Origin of the sequence: Cellulosimicrobium sp. RS, from assembly GCF_046159675.1 — a bacterium.
Taxonomy (GTDB): domain Bacteria; phylum Actinomycetota; class Actinomycetes; order Actinomycetales; family Cellulomonadaceae; genus Cellulosimicrobium; species Cellulosimicrobium funkei.
The window spans coordinates 1-15647 of record NZ_JBJXVU010000016.1 but is presented as its reverse complement, the minus strand read 5'-3'; the positions used below and the strand labels follow the sequence as shown (position 1 = coordinate 15647).

Annotated in this window: 15 protein-coding genes; 11 read left to right on the top strand and 4 right to left on the bottom strand. The window is 69.1% G+C overall.

Annotation, left to right across the window (positions count from 1 at the left end; translation table 11 throughout):
- Nucleotides 1–64: 64 nt before the first annotated feature.
- From ACI769_RS19010 to ACI769_RS18970, 9 genes are all read left to right on the top strand, one after another.
- Entirely contained in the window at nt 65–337 is a 273-nt protein-coding gene (locus ACI769_RS19010; protein WP_155099700.1) for a hypothetical protein, read from the top strand.
- Between the two features lie 219 nt (nt 338–556).
- A complete protein-coding gene (locus tag ACI769_RS19005) occupies nt 557–1297 on the top strand; it encodes a hypothetical protein (protein ID WP_409142114.1) in 741 nt (246 codons plus the stop codon).
- Nucleotides 1294–2907 (top strand): hypothetical protein, encoded by a 1614-nt coding sequence (locus tag ACI769_RS19000; RefSeq protein ID WP_409142113.1) that lies wholly within the window; start codon nt 1294–1296, stop codon nt 2905–2907. Before ACI769_RS19005 ends, ACI769_RS19000 begins: the two co-directional genes overlap by 4 nt.
- Nucleotides 2904–4412: an SCO6880 family protein gene (locus ACI769_RS18995; RefSeq protein WP_409142112.1), complete on the top strand. Its 1509-nt coding sequence runs from the start codon at nt 2904–2906 to the stop codon at nt 4410–4412. The genes ACI769_RS19000 and ACI769_RS18995 overlap by 4 nt, the downstream gene beginning before the upstream one ends.
- On the top strand, nt 4343–5917 hold the full coding sequence (locus tag ACI769_RS18990) for a hypothetical protein (protein WP_409142111.1): 1575 nt from the start codon (nt 4343–4345) through the stop codon (nt 5915–5917). The genes ACI769_RS18995 and ACI769_RS18990 overlap by 70 nt, the downstream gene beginning before the upstream one ends.
- Before the next feature lie 11 nt (nt 5918–5928).
- Nucleotides 5929–7455, top strand: coding sequence for a type IV secretory system conjugative DNA transfer family protein (locus ACI769_RS18985; RefSeq protein WP_409142110.1), 1527 nt, complete (start codon nt 5929–5931; stop codon nt 7453–7455).
- Nucleotides 7452–7850, top strand: coding sequence for a hypothetical protein (locus ACI769_RS18980; RefSeq protein ID WP_409142109.1), 399 nt, complete (start codon nt 7452–7454; stop codon nt 7848–7850). The genes ACI769_RS18985 and ACI769_RS18980 overlap by 4 nt, the downstream gene beginning before the upstream one ends.
- Nucleotides 7851–8023: 173 nt before the next feature.
- Entirely contained in the window at nt 8024–8347 is a 324-nt protein-coding gene (locus ACI769_RS18975) for a hypothetical protein (RefSeq protein WP_409142108.1), read from the top strand.
- A complete protein-coding gene (locus ACI769_RS18970) occupies nt 8344–9804 on the top strand; it encodes a hypothetical protein (protein ID WP_409142107.1) in 1461 nt (486 codons plus the stop codon). The genes ACI769_RS18975 and ACI769_RS18970 overlap by 4 nt, the downstream gene beginning before the upstream one ends.
- Before the next feature lie 6 nt (nt 9805–9810).
- Here the strand turns inward: ACI769_RS18970 and ACI769_RS18965 are convergent, their stop codons facing one another.
- Nucleotides 9811–10521 (bottom strand): hypothetical protein, encoded by a 711-nt coding sequence (locus tag ACI769_RS18965; RefSeq protein WP_409142106.1) that lies wholly within the window; start codon nt 10519–10521, stop codon nt 9811–9813.
- 110 nt (nt 10522–10631) lie between these two features.
- Here ACI769_RS18965 and ACI769_RS18960 point away from each other — a divergent pair, with 110 nt between their 5' ends.
- Complete coding sequence (locus tag ACI769_RS18960) at nt 10632–10865, top strand: hypothetical protein (protein WP_409142105.1); 234 nt, start codon at nt 10632–10634, stop codon at nt 10863–10865.
- A gap of 727 nt (nt 10866–11592) precedes the next feature.
- Here the strand turns inward: ACI769_RS18960 and ACI769_RS18955 are convergent.
- The gene (locus tag ACI769_RS18955; RefSeq protein ID WP_409142104.1) at nt 11593–11724 is read right to left on the bottom strand and encodes a hypothetical protein; all 132 of its coding nucleotides are present in this window, start codon (nt 11722–11724) and stop codon (nt 11593–11595) included.
- 334 nt (nt 11725–12058) lie between these two features.
- On the opposite strand from ACI769_RS18955, the gene ACI769_RS18950 reads away from it, so the two are divergent.
- Complete coding sequence (locus ACI769_RS18950) at nt 12059–12685, top strand: PAS and ANTAR domain-containing protein (protein ID WP_409142103.1); 627 nt, start codon at nt 12059–12061, stop codon at nt 12683–12685.
- A gap of 241 nt (nt 12686–12926) precedes the next feature.
- Here the strand turns inward: ACI769_RS18950 and ACI769_RS18945 are convergent, their stop codons facing one another.
- Nucleotides 12927–14768, bottom strand: coding sequence for an ATP-dependent nuclease (locus ACI769_RS18945; RefSeq protein ID WP_409142102.1), 1842 nt, complete (start codon nt 14766–14768; stop codon nt 12927–12929).
- Nucleotides 14769–14799: 31 nt separating this feature from the next.
- Nucleotides 14800–15414, bottom strand: coding sequence for a recombinase family protein (locus ACI769_RS18940; protein ID WP_409142133.1), 615 nt, complete (start codon nt 15412–15414; stop codon nt 14800–14802).
- Nucleotides 15415–15647: the final 233 nt, after the last annotated feature.

The window sequence follows — 15647 nt, the reverse complement described above, 5'->3', positions numbered from 1 at the left end:
CGCCGCGCACCAACTCGCCCGCAACAAATCAGGAATCTTCAACCATCCAAGCAGGGAGCAAATCATGGACATCTGGAACAACATCACCCCGAACTTCGGCCCCTTCGCCCCGATCCTGTCGGAGCCGGTCGGCGTCCTTCTCGCCGCCGCGTGGGCGCTCGGGTTCGTGGTGCTCGGCTTCTTCCTGATCGAGTCGCTCGTGCGCATGGGCAAGGCGCGCAGGGCGAACGTGCCCGACGTGTACGAGGACGCCAAGAGCGGCCTCTTCTGGCCTGCCGTCGGGATCATCGCCCTCGCGGCGCTGCCCGTGATCTGGGCCGTCCTGACGGGCATCTGACCGACCTTCACATCGAGACGAAAGGCAGGGGGCACCATGCCTGTCCGCTACGAAGATGAGACGACGCCGCGACCGACGACGGCCAGCACGCACCCAGCTCGCGCAGCATCTGAACCCCGAGGGCCGCGCGGCCCTCGCGACCGCGCCAAGACAGCGCGGTGGGTCTTCGGCGCCCTGATCGGCGTTCTCCTCGTCGCAACGGTCGTCGGCGCACTCAGTGTGCGCGGCGAGCGTGACCGCGAGGAGAGCGCTGCCGAGGACGTCGCCACCTCTGCCCCTCCCGTCGTCGAGCTGCCCTACGGCGAGGCGGCCGTGGGGGAGGGTGCGACAACCGTGGTCGCCGGCGTCCCGAGCGGGTACCCGCGCACCACGAACGGCGCGGTGTCGGCCGCGCTGACCTACGCGAACGCTGCCGGGACGGCGCTGTTCGTCACCCCCGAGAAGCGGGCCCAGATCGCAGAGACGATCTACACTCCCGCCGCGCGCGAGAACGGAGTGCTCACGGACGAGGTCGCGGCCGCCGTCCAGGACGAGCTGAACGTGACGCCCGACGGCCTCGGCCTGCGTGCCGACGGGACGATCGACGCGTCGCGCCGTGCGTTCGCCGAGTGCCTCTACCAGTACGGCGCGTACCGGGTCGACGACGTCGATGCGAGCGCGGAGCCGAGCGAGGTCGTGGTGACGACGTGGGCGCCGTGCCTCAACGGTGTCGGCTCGGCCGACGACGGGTCGGCGGTGCAGGTCCGTTGGTCAGAGGTGACGACGACCATGAGGTGGAGCGGGACTGACTGGCAGATCGCCGAGACCACCTACCCGACGCACACGCCGCCCGCCCCCGACCAGCCGCGGGCGGTCAACGTGTCCCTCACGGAGCGTGCGCGCCTGCTCGGTGGCGGATGGGTCGTCCCGGCCGACGCGACCGACGCGTTCGACCCGACGATCGGGATTGGGGAACTGTGAACGCGCTCAAGCGGAACCTCATGGTCGCCGTCCTCGTCGTCGCCGCGGTGCTGGGCATCGGCGGCGCGTCGACCGCGTCGCCGGCTCCGGCGGCGCTTCCGGCGGGGCCGGCGAGCGACACGCTGTGCCAGCTCCTTCCCGAGGGGGTCGCGCAGACGGCCTGCAAGGGCGTCGGGAGCGTCGTCGACCCGACGAACCCCGGCGGCGTGGTCGACGCGGGAGGTCTCGTCGGGGCTCTCTTCGAGGGGTTCACAGCGAAGAACCTCATGCAGGAATGGGCGGTCGGAACTGCAATCGCCGCGGCGAAGATGCTGGACGGGATGCAGTCCCTCCTGCTGAACCTCAGCCGACCGAACCTCCGTGCAGACTGGTTCCTGAGCCACTACGGCGTCATGTGGGCGCTCGGGCTCATCGTGATGGCCTTCGTGCTCGTGCCGGTGGCCACGAAGCTCGGTGCGGCGGGCGACGCCCGGCGCCGTCCCGAGGTTGTCGCCTCCCTGCGCGAGGCAGGCGTGCGGGCCGTGTTCTTCATGCCAGCCGTCATGTTGCTGCCGACCCTGGTGTGGGTCCTCTCCCAGCTCTCGTACCGCCTGGCCGCGATCTTCGGAGGCCAATCGACGGAGGACGCGGCGGCGGCAGTCAAGTGGTTCGTGGACGTCCTCGCGAAGACGAACGATCCGGAGTCCGTGATGATCGGCGGCTCCATGTCTCTGCTCGTGCTCGGCGCCATCGCCTATTTTGCGGCCTTCACGGCGACGGTCGAAATGGTGATCGCCTCGTACGGGCTGTACCTGGTCCTGCTGCTGGGCCCTGTGCTTCTCGCACTCGCCATCCACCCGCGATTCCGCAAGCTTGCGAGCATCGCGGGCACCGTCCTCGCGTCCCTGCTCCTCGTTCCGCCGATCATCTTCTTCGGATTCTGGGTGCTGTGGGGCATGGTCGGTGGAGCGCTCGACGCCTCAAGCCCAACGGATGCCTTCCGTGGGGTACTTCTCATCGGGATCGGGACGCTCGCGGTTGTCGCGCTCCCCGTGCTGGTTGGGATCGTGACCTCGATGGTGGTCGGGTCCTCGACCGGAGACGACCTGGGATCGGCGACGCGGAGCGTGAACCACGGTGCCGTCGGAGTTGGACAGAAGCTCGCTCAGGGGATGCAGAAGCTCGGTGGCGCTCGTGGCGGCAGCACCGGCGGATCGGGCGCTGGCGCGGGCCGCGGAGCTGTCCCTGCGGGTGCCATGACCGCCGCCACGGGTCCTGGCGGACAGGGCGACGGCCCCGGTGCCGCGGCGACGTCGCAGAAGAACCAGAAGAGCAAGCGGGGCGAACAGAGCGCCCCGTTCTCGTACAGCCCGGGCGGCGGCGCAGTCGACAGCACGGCCGGCGCCGGCGCCGCGGTTGGAGCGAAGGACGGCCCGGTGAAGGGCGCCCAGACAGGCGCGCAGATGGGCAAGGCGGCCGGGCCGAAGGGCATGGCCGCGGGTGCCGCGATCGGCGGTGCGGCGGGTGCCGTCGGTGGTCCTGCCGAGGGAGCCATCAAGGGCACGCAGAGCCAACTCAAGGAGTCGCTCGAGCGCGGGCGACACGTGCGAGACGGGGGTGAGCAGAAGTGACCACGGTCCACGACGTCGACGAGCGCGTCTGCAACATCGGCGGCGAGAGCCGCAACCGCGGCCTCTTCGGAGCGTTCGGGGTGATCCGAACGCTCCTCATCGGTGCCGTCGTCGTCTTCGGTCTGGCGGTGCTCGTGGTGACGCAGTCGCCGTGGGTGCTGCTGGGCCTGGTGATCGTCGCCGGCGTCGTCTGGTGGGCGCTGCGTCGGCAGACCGTCGTTGGTGAGTCCTGGACCGGGACTCTCGGGGAGGAACTGCGGTGGCGCGTCGCGCGTCGTCAGGGCACCGACGTCTTCGAGCCAGATGCCGGCTACGCGACGCGGCCCGTGCCGCTCGAGCTCGGCTCCGTCCGTTTCATGGGCGTCGCCGCGAGTGAGGACGGTCCCGAGCTGAGCGTCGTGGGTCACGGCCTGGACTGCCTCACGACCGTGCTCGAGGTCGTCGGAGGCGGAGAGGGGATGCGCGAGATTGCGCAGACAAACGCGGCCAGCGCGCGGTTCGGACGGCTCCTCTCGCGTCTGGCGCGACCAGACCTTCCCGTGGAGCAGGTCGACTTCTCCACGCGCGTCATGCCGGTCGAGTCCACCGACTATGAGCAGTGGATCACCGACCGCCTGCGCCCAGGGCTGAGCCCGGAGCTGCGCGACTCGATGACTGCGCTCGCCGCGCAGGCGGCCTGGTCGGGCGAGTCGTACCGGTCATGGATCACGGTCCGCATGTCGTACGCAGGGCTGTCGGCCAAGACCGCGCGGCGCGGGGTCCCCGTGACGCCGGAGAACGTCGCTGAGACCGCGTTTGAGGTCACCGGTGAGGTCTCGCGTGCGGCAGCCCGCGCGGGACTCACGGTCCGCGCGGGGTTGGGGCCGCGGCGCCTCGGCGCGCTCCTGCGGCACCTGTACGTGCCCTCGCTCTCGATGGACAACCTCGCGGGGCTCGGTGGAGCTCGCGACGGGTTCGTGGCCTACAACGCGGAGGGACCCGGGCACCGCGCAGGCTTCGAGGCATTCGGTCCGGACGGTTCCACCTGGTGGCACGCTACGGCGACGATCCCGCGCGACGGCCTGCCTCTGTCCGACGTCGGCGTGCGGTGGATGGAGTGCCTTGTCACGGACGTCACGCCGCCGATCATCCGAACGGTGACCACGCAGTTCCGGCTCGTGGCGAAGCCCGAGGCCCGAGCGCGTGCGGCCGCGGCGCTCACGCTGGACCAGGCCGCGATCATCAAGGACAGGAAGGCCGGCGTCGTCTCGACGGGAGAGAAGGAGGCCCAGGCCTCGGTCCCGGAGACGATTCTCGGCGACCTTCTGCGCGAGGACGCCGCCGGCGTCGAGACCGCCGTGCGCGTGACCGTTTCGGCGCGCACGCACGACGACCTTCTCACCACTCGCGAGGACCTCGAGTCCGCCGCCCAGGATGGCGGTATCACCCGCGTGACGTGGCACGACACCCGCCACCACCACGCACATGTCCTGACGTTGCCGTTCGCAAGGGGGATCGGAAAGTGAAGTCGGTTCGGAAGTCCAAGAGCACCGTCACCACGGACAATCGCGCTGCCGCGGTGTTCCGCGTGCCGGCCCGACGCCGCCGGCTGTGGGACCGCTTCGGCTGGTACGACGTCGCGGTGCCAGCGCCGTTCACCTCGACACGTCAGGCCGAGGCGCTGAACACGGCGCTCGTCGCGACGCACCCGCCGCTGTCGGGACCGCTCCTCGGGGTGAACGTCCAGACCGGCCAGCCCGAGACGTGCGACCCGCACGAGCTGTACGCGCAGCGCCGCATCGGCTCGCCCAACGTCGTGATCCTCGGAGGCGTCGCCATGGGGAAGAGCACGCTGACCAAGTTGCAGTACGTGGTGCGCACGATCGCGCTCGGTCGGCAGGTCGTCGTCTTCGACCGCAAGGTGCAGCAGGGCAAGGGGGAGTACCACCGGGCCGCGCAGGTGTGCGGCGGGACGGTTCTACCGTTCTCCCGGCGCGGCGGGTGCACGGTCAACATCCTCGACCCGCGTATCTCGACGACCTCCCACAAGAACTCCGACGGCGAGGACCTTGTCGGGCAGGACGAGCTGCTCGAGATGGTCGCCACGCAGGCCCACGGGGCCCTCAGCTCCGACGAGCGAGCCGCTCTCCGCGCGGCTCACCGCAAGGCGCTGTCCGAGGCGGCGGCGGCTGGTCGCGTCGCCGTCCTGCGCGACGTCGTCGACGCACTCTATGAGCCTGACGAGTCCGCGATCCCGCGCGAGCACCTGAGCGCGAGCGGGTGGGTCACCGTCCGCGACGTGTTCGAGTGGGGCCGTCGGCTCGCACAAGACCTCGAGCGCTACCTCGAGGGCGACCTCTCCGGCCTGATCGACGGTGAGACTCAGGGCCCGGATGGCAAGCCCCTCGACCTGTCGGCACCGCTCATCGTGGTCGACACGTCACGACTGCCTGAGGAGTCGCCGGCGCTCTCGCTGGTCATGGCGATCATGGCGAGCTACCTCGCCTCGGTGTGGTCCATGACGGTCGGGCAGCGCCTCATCATCATCGAGGAGGGCTACCACGCTGCGCGTCTGCCCTCGGTGGCCGCCGTGTTCCGGGCGCTCGCGAAGCGGGGCCGGGGTATCGGGCTCTCGGTGGTGACGGTGTTCCACCACATCAGCGACGTCCCGCCCGACTCGGACATGATGAGCATGATTCGCGAGGCGGAAATCATCCACGTCTTCCGGCAGGACAAGAGCACCGACGCTGAGGCCGTCATCAACCTCTTCAACTTCCCCGCATGGGTCCGCCCGCACCTGGCCCTGCTCGACCAGGGTGTGCACATCGCGAAGATTGGCACCGAGCCGCCCAAGTTGGTGAATGGGGTTCGCACGCCTCTCGAGGAGTGGATCACCGACACCGACGCCGCGATGCTCGGCCAGGAGCAGGGCGGCGAGCTGTTCGCCGCGTCGGCGCAATCCGACGAGCTCGAGGACGTGCTCGACGTCGTCGACGTCGCGCCGGCCGATCCGATCCCGGCCACGGTCTGAGAGGGGGAGGCATGTTCGGAGTCGATCTTCCCGCCGGAGCGGGTGTCGCATTCGCGGTCGTGATCGCGCTTGTCGTGCTGGTCGCGGTCATCTCCGGGCTGCGCAGCGGCGGACGCAGTGAGCACGCCCAGCAGGACCGCGAGCGTGCCTTCTCGCACGCCTGGGCGACGCCGAAGGACGTGGCCGACCTGGTCGTCGACGGACCGGCTCGTGCCCGAGTGGTCCTCGGCGAAATGGGAAAGTCCACCCTGGCCAACCCGCCGCGCCGTTCGGTCATGGTCATGGCCCCGACGGGCGCGGGAAAGACGCCGCGCTTCGTCGTTCCCGCAGTCCTGCGCCACGAGGGGCCGGCGCTGGTCGCCTCGGTGAAGAGCGACGCCTACAAGCTGACCGTGAGCAAGCGCGCGAAGGAGGGCCCGGTGCACCTGTTCGACCCGGCGGGGTCGACGGGGGAGCAGAGCACGCGGTGGTCGCCGCTCGCGAGCATCCAGACGTACGGCGACGCGCTCAAGGCGGCCGCGTGGCTGTCGGAGTCGAGCAAGGTCGAGTCGCGAGGGCTTGAGGACCAGAAGTTCTGGGACTCGCTGGGACGAAAGCTCCTCGCCCCCATGCTCTTCGCGGCCGCGCGCCACGGGAAGCACATGGCTGATGTGGTGCGCTGGGTCGACTACGCCGATGAGGAATCGGTCGCGGGCCTACTCGAGACGCTCGGCGACGAGGACGCAATCGCGGCGTGGCAGGCCTCGACGCTGCGCCACGAGAAGACGAAGAGCTCGGTGTACGGCACGGCCGAGGTCGTGCTCGAGGCGTTCGGGCACCCGGACGTTCGCGACGCCCTCGCCGCGGTCCCCGGCGACCCGGGAACGCTGGACCACCGGACCTTGCTCGACGGCGGAACCCTGTACCTCGTCGCACCGGAGGCCGATCAAGCCCTGTTCGCTCCGGTCTTCGAGACGCTCGTGAACGCGGTTCTGCGCGAGGTGGAGCAGCGCGCGGCAAAGACGGGGCTGCCGCTCGACCCGCCCCTGCTCCTGATGCTTGACGAGGCAGCGAACATCGCGCCGCTGCGCCGGCTGGACAAGGTGACGTCGAAGGGAGCGAACGAGGGGGTCATCACGGTGAGCGTGTGGCAGGACGAGGGGCAGCTCGTCCGCATCTACGGTCGCGACGCAGCCCGCACGGTCAAGTCCAACCACACCGCGCACGTCTACCTCCCCGGCATCTCCGACGAGGAAACGCTCAAGGCGCTGAGCGAGTCAATCGGTGACCACAAGGTGCGCCGAAAGACGGTCTCCCGCGGCGCCCGGGGCGAGGTGTCGACGTCCTCGCACTACGTAGACGAGAGGCTCGCCCCGCCGTCGTACCTGCGACGGCTGGCCAAGGGAACTGCGATCGTCGTCACGGGGCAGCACAAGCCCATGCGGTTGAGCCTCCCCGGCTGGTACGAGGTGCCAGCGCTGCGGGCGATGGTCGACAGGGACGTCGCGCGGGCGTTCGATGAGCAGTTCGCACCGGCACGCTCGGGGGCCCGACGGTGAGCGCCGACCCGGCCCCGCTCATCGTCGACGAGGCCACGCTTCTGTCGTTCGCGGAGACGATCTCCGACCACGAGGACCGGATTCACGCGCTCGAGACGGGACGGCGCGGTGCGGCCGCGGGTTCCGAAACAGATGGCGACGACGAGGCCGAGCTCAACGAGTACGTGCGCCACCTGTGCGACGACTTCCTGTGGTCCGAGACACTCGGCACGGCGTGGCGAGACGTGCCGGCCGTCGTCGCCGAGCTCGACGCGCTGCGCCGGGCGCGCGCGTTCGCGTACAGCGACGAGGCCGGCGCCTTCGAGAGGGTCTACTACCACGACGCCCTTGAGCGGGTGCGGGAACGCGTGACAACGCATCGCCAGCGCCACCGGAAACGGAGCGCGGCGGGATGAGTAACGAGGGGGCCATCTGGGCGGGTGGCCCCCTCGATCTGTCTACAGGCCCCGATCTGGCGCCGTCGTCCACACGGGTAGGCGAGGCGCCCTTTGGTGACTCTGGGCTCGCGGGATGATGCCATGGCAAGGTTGGAGGGCCGTCTTCCAGCCGCGACCGACAGGGGGCCACGATGGGGCTGACCGAGGAGCACTTCACCGCCTACCAGGACGCACGATCGCTGATCGTCGAGCTCGTGCGCACCGCCCCGCCGGGCCGGGCACTCCTGGACTACGGGCGGGTACGCCTCGCCCTCGACGATCTGCACGGCGGGACCGGCTTCCCGCCGGCTCAGCCTGTGACGACGACTGACCGTCGCGCCCTCGTGGACGCGGCGGTAGAGGCAATGCGTGCACTCGCGACGTTCGACGTCGACCCGCTCGCGCTCGAGCTCTGCGTCGCCGATCTTCAAGACGCCTGGGCTCAGGAGCGCGAGCAACTCGAGGGCGCCCGGTGACCTACGGCGACGTCACCCGAGACCTGCACGTCGCCCTGGCTGAGCTCCTGTCGTTTCAGAGAACGCTTCCTCGCCTGGATCATCGCGAGCGGAGCGGGAGGTGGAACGTTCCTGCCGATGAGGAGGCGCGGCGACAGCAGGAGGCGGCGAGCGTGCTCATGCAGCGCTACCGCGCGGTCGTGCTGCGTTGGGTGGCGTCGTCGACGTACGCCGCTCTGCCGCGCGACGTCCAAGAGAGGTACGACGAGGGGAAGCGGTACCCGCGGCAGCGCGAGTGGTCGGCCGTCGCGGCGTTCCACGAGTACGTGAGACGTGCGCAGCAGGTCGGCGGCGCAGACCTGCCTGAGCGACGCGCGACGCCGCTCGAGCTCGACACGCCGCATGAGTCCTCAGTGGTCGAAGGATGGCGCCGCGCCGCGCTGGCTGCGTGGAGGGGTCAGGAGCTCGACCTCGACGCACTGGCGCAGCAGTCCGCCCCCGAGAAGCTCACGGTGCTCAAGGACGCGACCGACGTGATGCGCGCGATGGCGTATCTCGACTTCCGGTATCAGAACGTTCCGAACTGGCCTCGGCCGGTCGGTAGCGACAGGACGAGCGCGCGCGCTTCTGCTCTCAATCGCATCGAGAATTGCACGCGCTTCTTGGCTGGCTATGGCCTCGACCAGCGGGTGGATTGGGCAGGACAGCAGCCGCCGGCCTCGCTCTACCCGACACCGTTTCCGCCGGGCGCGCAGGGAACGCTCATGGCGCTCTGGAACGCGGTCACCCGCCTCGAGCACTCGATGCCCAGCGCCCGGAACATGCACGAGCTCCTCCTCGTGAACCATGCGCTGTCGCACGAGCTCGCGCAGCGGGTCGGGCGTGATGACCCGGAGCTCTCTGCGCACTTTCGCGAACGGGCCTCGTTGTATCGCCGCCTTGTCGACGCGACACAGAACATCGACGGACGCGCCGGCGGAGGTGCCCAAGCGGCAGCCGATTTCGAGCAGGTGCTCGACCGCCTTTCGTCCGGCGGCGCCCCGGAGACGTCGAGACAGTGGACGTCGGTGGCGTTGCTCAGCGAACGGACAGGTGCGCGCATGGCTGACGTGCTGCGGCGCGGGCGGGACGAGGGCCTGTATTTCACAACTAGGGAGAAGCGCCTCAGCCGCGATCCACGATCGGGTATCCGCATGGCCGTGCCGGTCTGGGAGCGCATCACCAAGGAGACCCACCCGACCTTGAGCGGCACGCTCTCGGACCTTGCCGGTCTTCGTTCCGGTCGCGAGCTTGAGCCCCCGGGAAAGGTCGGTCGCGATGCGCTCGCGCAGGAGGTACGAGCCACCGTGGCGCGGCTAGAAGACCTGCGCAGCAAGAAGGGATATCGGTCGGACACGCGAAGCCAACCAGCGCAGGAAATCCACTCGGAGCGTCGGGCCGCGCAGCGAGGGGACGACGACGCCGTCCTCGGCCGCTGACGGACCTCAGCCAACCAAGCGCAGCGGCGGGCGTTGCTGCGTCGCGGCGGGCCGGGCCTGGCCCTCGATTGCCTCGAGGAAGGGCCCGGCGGGTGTGGGCAGCGCTAGCGTCCATCGGTCCATGACGCCGCGGGCCGTCCGGGCGACATCGAGCTCGCAGCGCCGCAGGTAGCCGCCCCCGGCGTCGGTGCCGGACCAGCGGTGCGCGACGACGTCGAGCCGCACCGCGGCCTGCTCCCACGCTCCGACGGCGACGAGCCCGGAACCGCGCTCTCGCGCGCGGGCGAGCAACCGCCGGCGCTCGGACGCCGTGAGCCGGGCGTCCGGCCCGACGACGACGTACGTCATGCCGTCCAGCAGCGCCGCGACGACGCCGGCAGGATCGTCCCCGGCGCGCGGCACGAGCGCGACACGGTCGAGTGCCATGCCGGCGTCCGCGGCCGCGAGCATCCCGAGATCGGGCGCCCCCACCATGGCGAGCCAGTCCGACGACCCCTGCGACGTCGCGAGCAGCGCGAGCAGGAGCGACGTCGAGCCCGTCACGACGCTGGCCGCACCGCGCGGCAGGCGCCCGTCGTCCAGGATCGCGCCGAGCGGCCGCGGAGCGTCGTCAAGGTCGACGACGCCCGGTGTCGACGCGCGCACGCCCGTGCGCAGCTCGGCGCGACGCAGGGTCGCGCGAGCCACCTCGAGCGGGTCGAGCGCGGTCGTCGTCACCCGGCCAGGCTAACCCGATAGTCGAACTGGTGTTCGAATACGCTTGTGTCGTGGGTACTCGTCGACGTCCGCCTCCGGGCGGCTGGCCGTCTGGCATCGAGACGGTCCCGATGCGCGACCACGCCGAAGAGGCGCCCGAGCTGGCGCGGCGCGGCGAGCGGATCGTGCGCCCGGCCGAGGGCATCCCGGTGCGGGCGTGGGTCACGCAACGCCAGAGCGGTGAGGCGCGCGTCGTCGGCGAGGCCGTTGCGTGGGCGGGCCGTCAGGTCCACGTGCGCTACATCTCGCGCGAAGGTCGGGAGGGCTGGGCATGGCTCTGGGCCGATGCCGTCGAGCGCCGATGAGCCCCAGGCGCCGACGCTTCTGGGAGTGGCGGTAGGGGCGCGGCACCAAGGGGGTGGCGTTCAACATCGCCACCTTCCGGGACCCGAGCGACAAGGGCATCGACGTCAACGGATCGTCGCCCTCGAGCGCGAGTACGTCGCGATGTGTGGCGTGCACCGGATGACGTCTCCGCACAGCGTCCACCACCCGCGCTCGACACCCCGTGAGCCGCGCCAGCGCGGCAATTTCGGCGGTGCGGACGTCGTGCTCGGGTAGCCGTACCAGGCGAAGCTTCCGGTTCGATCAGGGAGGCCAGATCCGCCCCACACCGACGCGAACGGCGGGATTCCGCGGTTCTCCTGCTCAACCTCGCCCTAGCACGAGCGGACAGGTGAAGTTCCACCACCACATCTAGTGCCATCACGCTGTGGGACCACTAGGTATAGCGTTGCTGTCGCAGGGTGCTCGCGGCTTCCGCCAGGAGGCCAGCCGATGGGGTTCACACTCCACGGCCTCAGGGCACTCCTGCGTCCGCGGACGACGAGGGCCGGCCCAGGCTGCAGACCTGGCTCCGGCCCTGTCGTCCGCACGTCCAGTTCAACGAGGCTTCCTCGTGCACCGACTCGCGGGTTCAATCTCCAGATGAACACGGTACACGCAGTCGTTGTCGGTTCGCGCGGAGGCCTCCCAACGTAGGAGAGCCATGCCCTCACAACCCACTGGCGGGGATCGCCGCCCCGGGGCTCCTCAGTCGAGCCTCGTGATCGTTCTGTTCGTGCTGCTGATGTCCGGCGGGGTGCCTGCCGACGTCGCGACCTGCGTCAGTGAGACGCTCCCGATGCTCGTCGCGAGCACGTAGCCGCCCGACTGGCTGGGCACCGTCTGAGTGGTGCCCAGCCAGGCAGCGGCAGCGGCTCACCCTGGTCCGGTCGTCGGCGGCACGGCTTCCTCGAGCGGGACCTCGGGCCTCGCGCGCACGAACCTGAGCGGGTGGCGCCAGGACTTCCCAGACCAGGCGACGTCAGCGGAGACCTCGACGACGAACGGCTCGACGAGCGTCAGGTCGATCGGCGTGGATCGGCGCACCGCCCACGCCGAGAGCACCGTGGGGATCTCCCGAGTGTCCAGCCGGGTGAAGCGGCGTACGGTCGATAGATATCCAACGAGTCTGGACCTGGCTCGTCACCACTCTTCAAGCAGATGGAGACGCCCCATGACCACTGACTTTCGTGCGATCGAGCAGGCCCTCGCCCGGGGAGTCGAGCAGCAGATCGGGCAGTACCGTCTTGACCTCACCACCCACCACTGGTGGTGGTCGCCTGAGACGTACCGGATGCACGGCTTCGAGCCGGGCGAGGTCGTGCCGACCTGCGAGTTGATCCTTGTCCACAAGCACCCGGACGATCGCGACCGCGTCCGCGGCATGCTGGAGAACGCGTGCCGCACGGGTGAACCGTTCTCGAGCGTGCACCGGATCATGGACGCCCACGGCAAGCAGCGGTCCCTCGTCATCGTCGGACAGGGTCGACGCGACCGCGTCACCGGCGAGGTCATCGAGCTGATGGGGTACTTCATCGACATCACCTGCACCGTCAAGGCCCACGCGCAGGAACAGGCGCGACGCGACATTCGTGCCTCGGCAGCCTCGCGGGGCCCGATCGAGCAAGCCAAGGGGATCCTCACCGGCGTGCTCGGTGTCGACCCCGAGGAGTCCTTCCAGATGCTCAAGCGCGCCTCGAACGAGCACAACGTCCCGCTGCGTGACCTCGCCCGGCTCGTCGTCGACGAGGCATCGTGCGGGCGTGGCAGCGCCGAGCACGTGACGAACCTGCTCACCTGACCTACGCGGCCGCGCCGCGGCGTGCCTGTGCGGTCCAGGGCTCCGCAGCACCGCCGTCTGCGTGCGCCCCGTCAACTCGCCGAGCTCGCGCAGCGACCTGCCAGCGGCGTACTGCTCGGTCACGAACCGGTCGAACCGATCCCCGCTGGGACACGTTGTACCCGTTCACGTCACCGCGGAACTGCGGCAGCATCTTGAGCACAGGACGTGATGGGTACGGCGCAAGGTGACCGCCCCACGCTCACAGGAGCCCGTTGATTCGGTCAATGAGCTGCTGGAAGCGCTCCTTGGCCTCGTCCCCAACGGCACCGACGTACCCCGTGGTATCCCTCAGCAGCCAGGCTGCCGGCTGGTAGTGGTCGTATCGTTCGCCGAGGACCGCCTCGATCTGCTTGACGATCCTTCCGCCACGCAGCTTCGACTTCGCGACGTTCCCCACGCGTGACTTCTTCACCAGGCCGAGGTACCAGTCGGTGTCGAACAGGTCCTCGATGTCCGCTTCCCGTGTTTCTGTGATGTCGGTGATTGGCACAAGCCGGCGCTGCTCGAGGAGTCCGCGATCGATCAGTTGCGTCAGCTTCTGGTTTCCTCCTGCGGCGCCGTCCATGACCACTGAGATATTGAGGTCACTCCCGCCGAGTAGAGCGATGAACGTGGGCAGCTTGTCGATGCCTCCGACGGGTGTGATCGTCCACCGAGGGTCTAGGCCGCGGCCACCGTCTTGCCGGAGGAGGTCGCTCATCACGGACAAGTAGGCGACGTCTGCGGGCCCTTCAACGAGCAGCTGGTCAGCGCCAATGATGAGCGTTTGCGTCATGTCGACCCCGAGGGCGCCCAGCAGGGGGAACACCGTGTCAGGCCGGGCCGCCCACACGTCACGGCTCACCTTCGTACCGTCCCCATCGAGGTCCTCGACGGTTCTGCACCGATCGAGCTTCGTGGGATCGATCATGAACAGGGAGTGAGTCGAGTAGATCACTTGGTGGTGCGGGGCGAGCCGCTCGTCGATGAAGCGCAGGAGATCGTTCTGGGCCTTGGCGTGCAGGTTGAGCCCTGGCTCGTCCAGCAAGATCACGCGGCGCGTGCTGTTCGTGTACTCCGAGAACGCGGCCAGAAAGGAGAAAAACCAGACAAATCCCTTCGAGCGCTCGGCCATGTTCAAGGTGACCCGGTGGCGTGCGTTCCGCACTCGGATCTGAAGCCACGGCTCCGGCGATGCCGCACCTGGGACGGGTCGAAACTCGATATCGAGTTCGACGGAGAGGTCGGTGTTTTGGGTCCAGTACTCGAAGAGTTCGTCCGTGAGCTGGTTGGCGGCCGCTTCGAGCGCAGCCTTCCGCGACTCGTACTCCGCCTCACTGAACTCTTCCTCGTCGATCCCAGCGAGTCTCAGCAGCGACAGCGCCGTTCTCTCGTCCGGCTCCAGGTCGTCCTCATCGACGGTCTGCAAGCGGGTGATGGAGGCACTCCCGGGAAGCATGTTGTACTCGTCGAAGTACTGGAACCGGGGCGCGCGTGTCCAGAGGAACGCTCGGGTCTTGCCCGGGAGATCTTCCTTGCGGAGTTCCGCGCCGAGCGCGGTCGCCGCGGCAGCGGAGGAGCCTTCCAACGCGTCCAGCGTTGCCTCGTAGGTGTCCTTGATGTACTTGTCGACCGACAGCCCTGCATCGGCGATGCGCCCTCTGATCAGCTCGACGTCGTTCGTGAACGGCGAGATGAAGCTGTTCGCGGCTTCGTACTTGCGGCTGATCGTGACGACGTCAGTGGCGAGTATGCCGGGACCGTACTTCTCCTCGAAGGCTTGGCGATCGTCCTCATCGAGCTGAAAGGTCAGAGAGATCGGCTGCACCGCTGGGATCGTGGTCTTGTCGCGTGCACGGTACCGCCGCGGGTAGTCCCTCAACGCTTCGAACGACGTGGCGTGGCCACTCGGAAGCGGCTTCAAGCGATACATCGCCTGAAGGACAGCCGTCTTGCCTGATTCGTTCTTCCCGACGAGGGCTGTCACGTCAGGATCGATCTCTATTGGAGTCGAGTCAGCCACCGACTTGAACTTCCGAACCTGAGCCTTCGTTAGCCGCATGGCGAGTCCCCTCAACGAGCCGACCGGCGGCCTATAGCCGCTCCGGGCTGAGGGTAGCGTCCCGATCCAACATCAGCGGCCCTTGTACGACGCTCAAGTGACGGTAGAGCGTGTCTCGCGAGATACCGAGCGCGCGCGCCACAGCGGCGCGCGACTGGCCGCCGGCGAGGGCGACGCGCGCTGCGGCGATTCGGTCAGGGGTCATGACGCTCGGGCGGCCGCCGACGCGGCCGCGGGCTCGGGCAGCCGCGAGGCCGTCGAGCGTGCGCTCTCGCGCGAGGTCGGCTTCCATCTGGGCGACGGCGGCGAGCACGTGCACCATGAGCCGCCCCGTCGCGCTCGAGGTGTCGATCGTCTCCGTCAGCGACCGAAGCGTGACCCCGCGCTCGTCGAGGTCGCGCACCAGGCGCGCGACGTGCGCGGCAGACCGGCCGAGTCGGTCGAGCTTCGTCACGACGAGCGTGTCCCCTTCCCGAAGCACGGCGAGGAGCCGGCCGAGCTCTGGGCGGTCCTCGCGGGTGCCCGAGGCCTTCTCCACGACGACGTCGCGCACGTCGACGCCGCCAGCGCCGGTGAGCGCGTCGACCTGGGCATCGAGGTTCTGCGCCGTGGTGGAGACCCGGGCGTACCCGTAGGTGTGCGTCACGCGGTGACCGTAGCGAAAACCCCCGGGCTGCGTTCTGCGACACCAGGGGTTTTCGGACACTAGTTCTGCGACATTTTCCTTCGGCGTGTCGCGACGGACTACCAGGCGTACGGAAAACGGTCAGTTTTGCGGTGTCTGACAACCTTGTAGGAAGTCGCCAAGTTCGTGCGAGAAGCGGCGGGGGTGCGGCGGGCCGGTCGGTGAGACGCTGAGATCGGATGCTCGGGCGTCGG

Excerpts from the sequence above, each read along its gene's own strand:
- ACI769_RS19010 (WP_155099700.1), top strand. The coding sequence starts at position 65 with ATGGACATCTGGAACAACATCACCCCGAACTTCGGCCCCTTCGCCCCG.
- ACI769_RS18985 (WP_409142110.1), top strand. The coding sequence starts at position 5,929 with ATGTTCGGAGTCGATCTTCCCGCCGGAGCGGGTGTCGCATTCGCGGTC.
- ACI769_RS18975 (WP_409142108.1), top strand. The coding sequence starts at position 8,024 with ATGGGGCTGACCGAGGAGCACTTCACCGCCTACCAGGACGCACGATCG.
- ACI769_RS18960 (WP_409142105.1), top strand. The coding sequence starts at position 10,632 with ATGCGCGACCACGCCGAAGAGGCGCCCGAGCTGGCGCGGCGCGGCGAG.
- ACI769_RS18950 (WP_409142103.1), top strand. The coding sequence starts at position 12,059 with ATGACCACTGACTTTCGTGCGATCGAGCAGGCCCTCGCCCGGGGAGTC.
- ACI769_RS18945 (WP_409142102.1), bottom strand. The coding sequence starts at position 14,768 with ATGCGGCTAACGAAGGCTCAGGTTCGGAAGTTCAAGTCGGTGGCTGAC.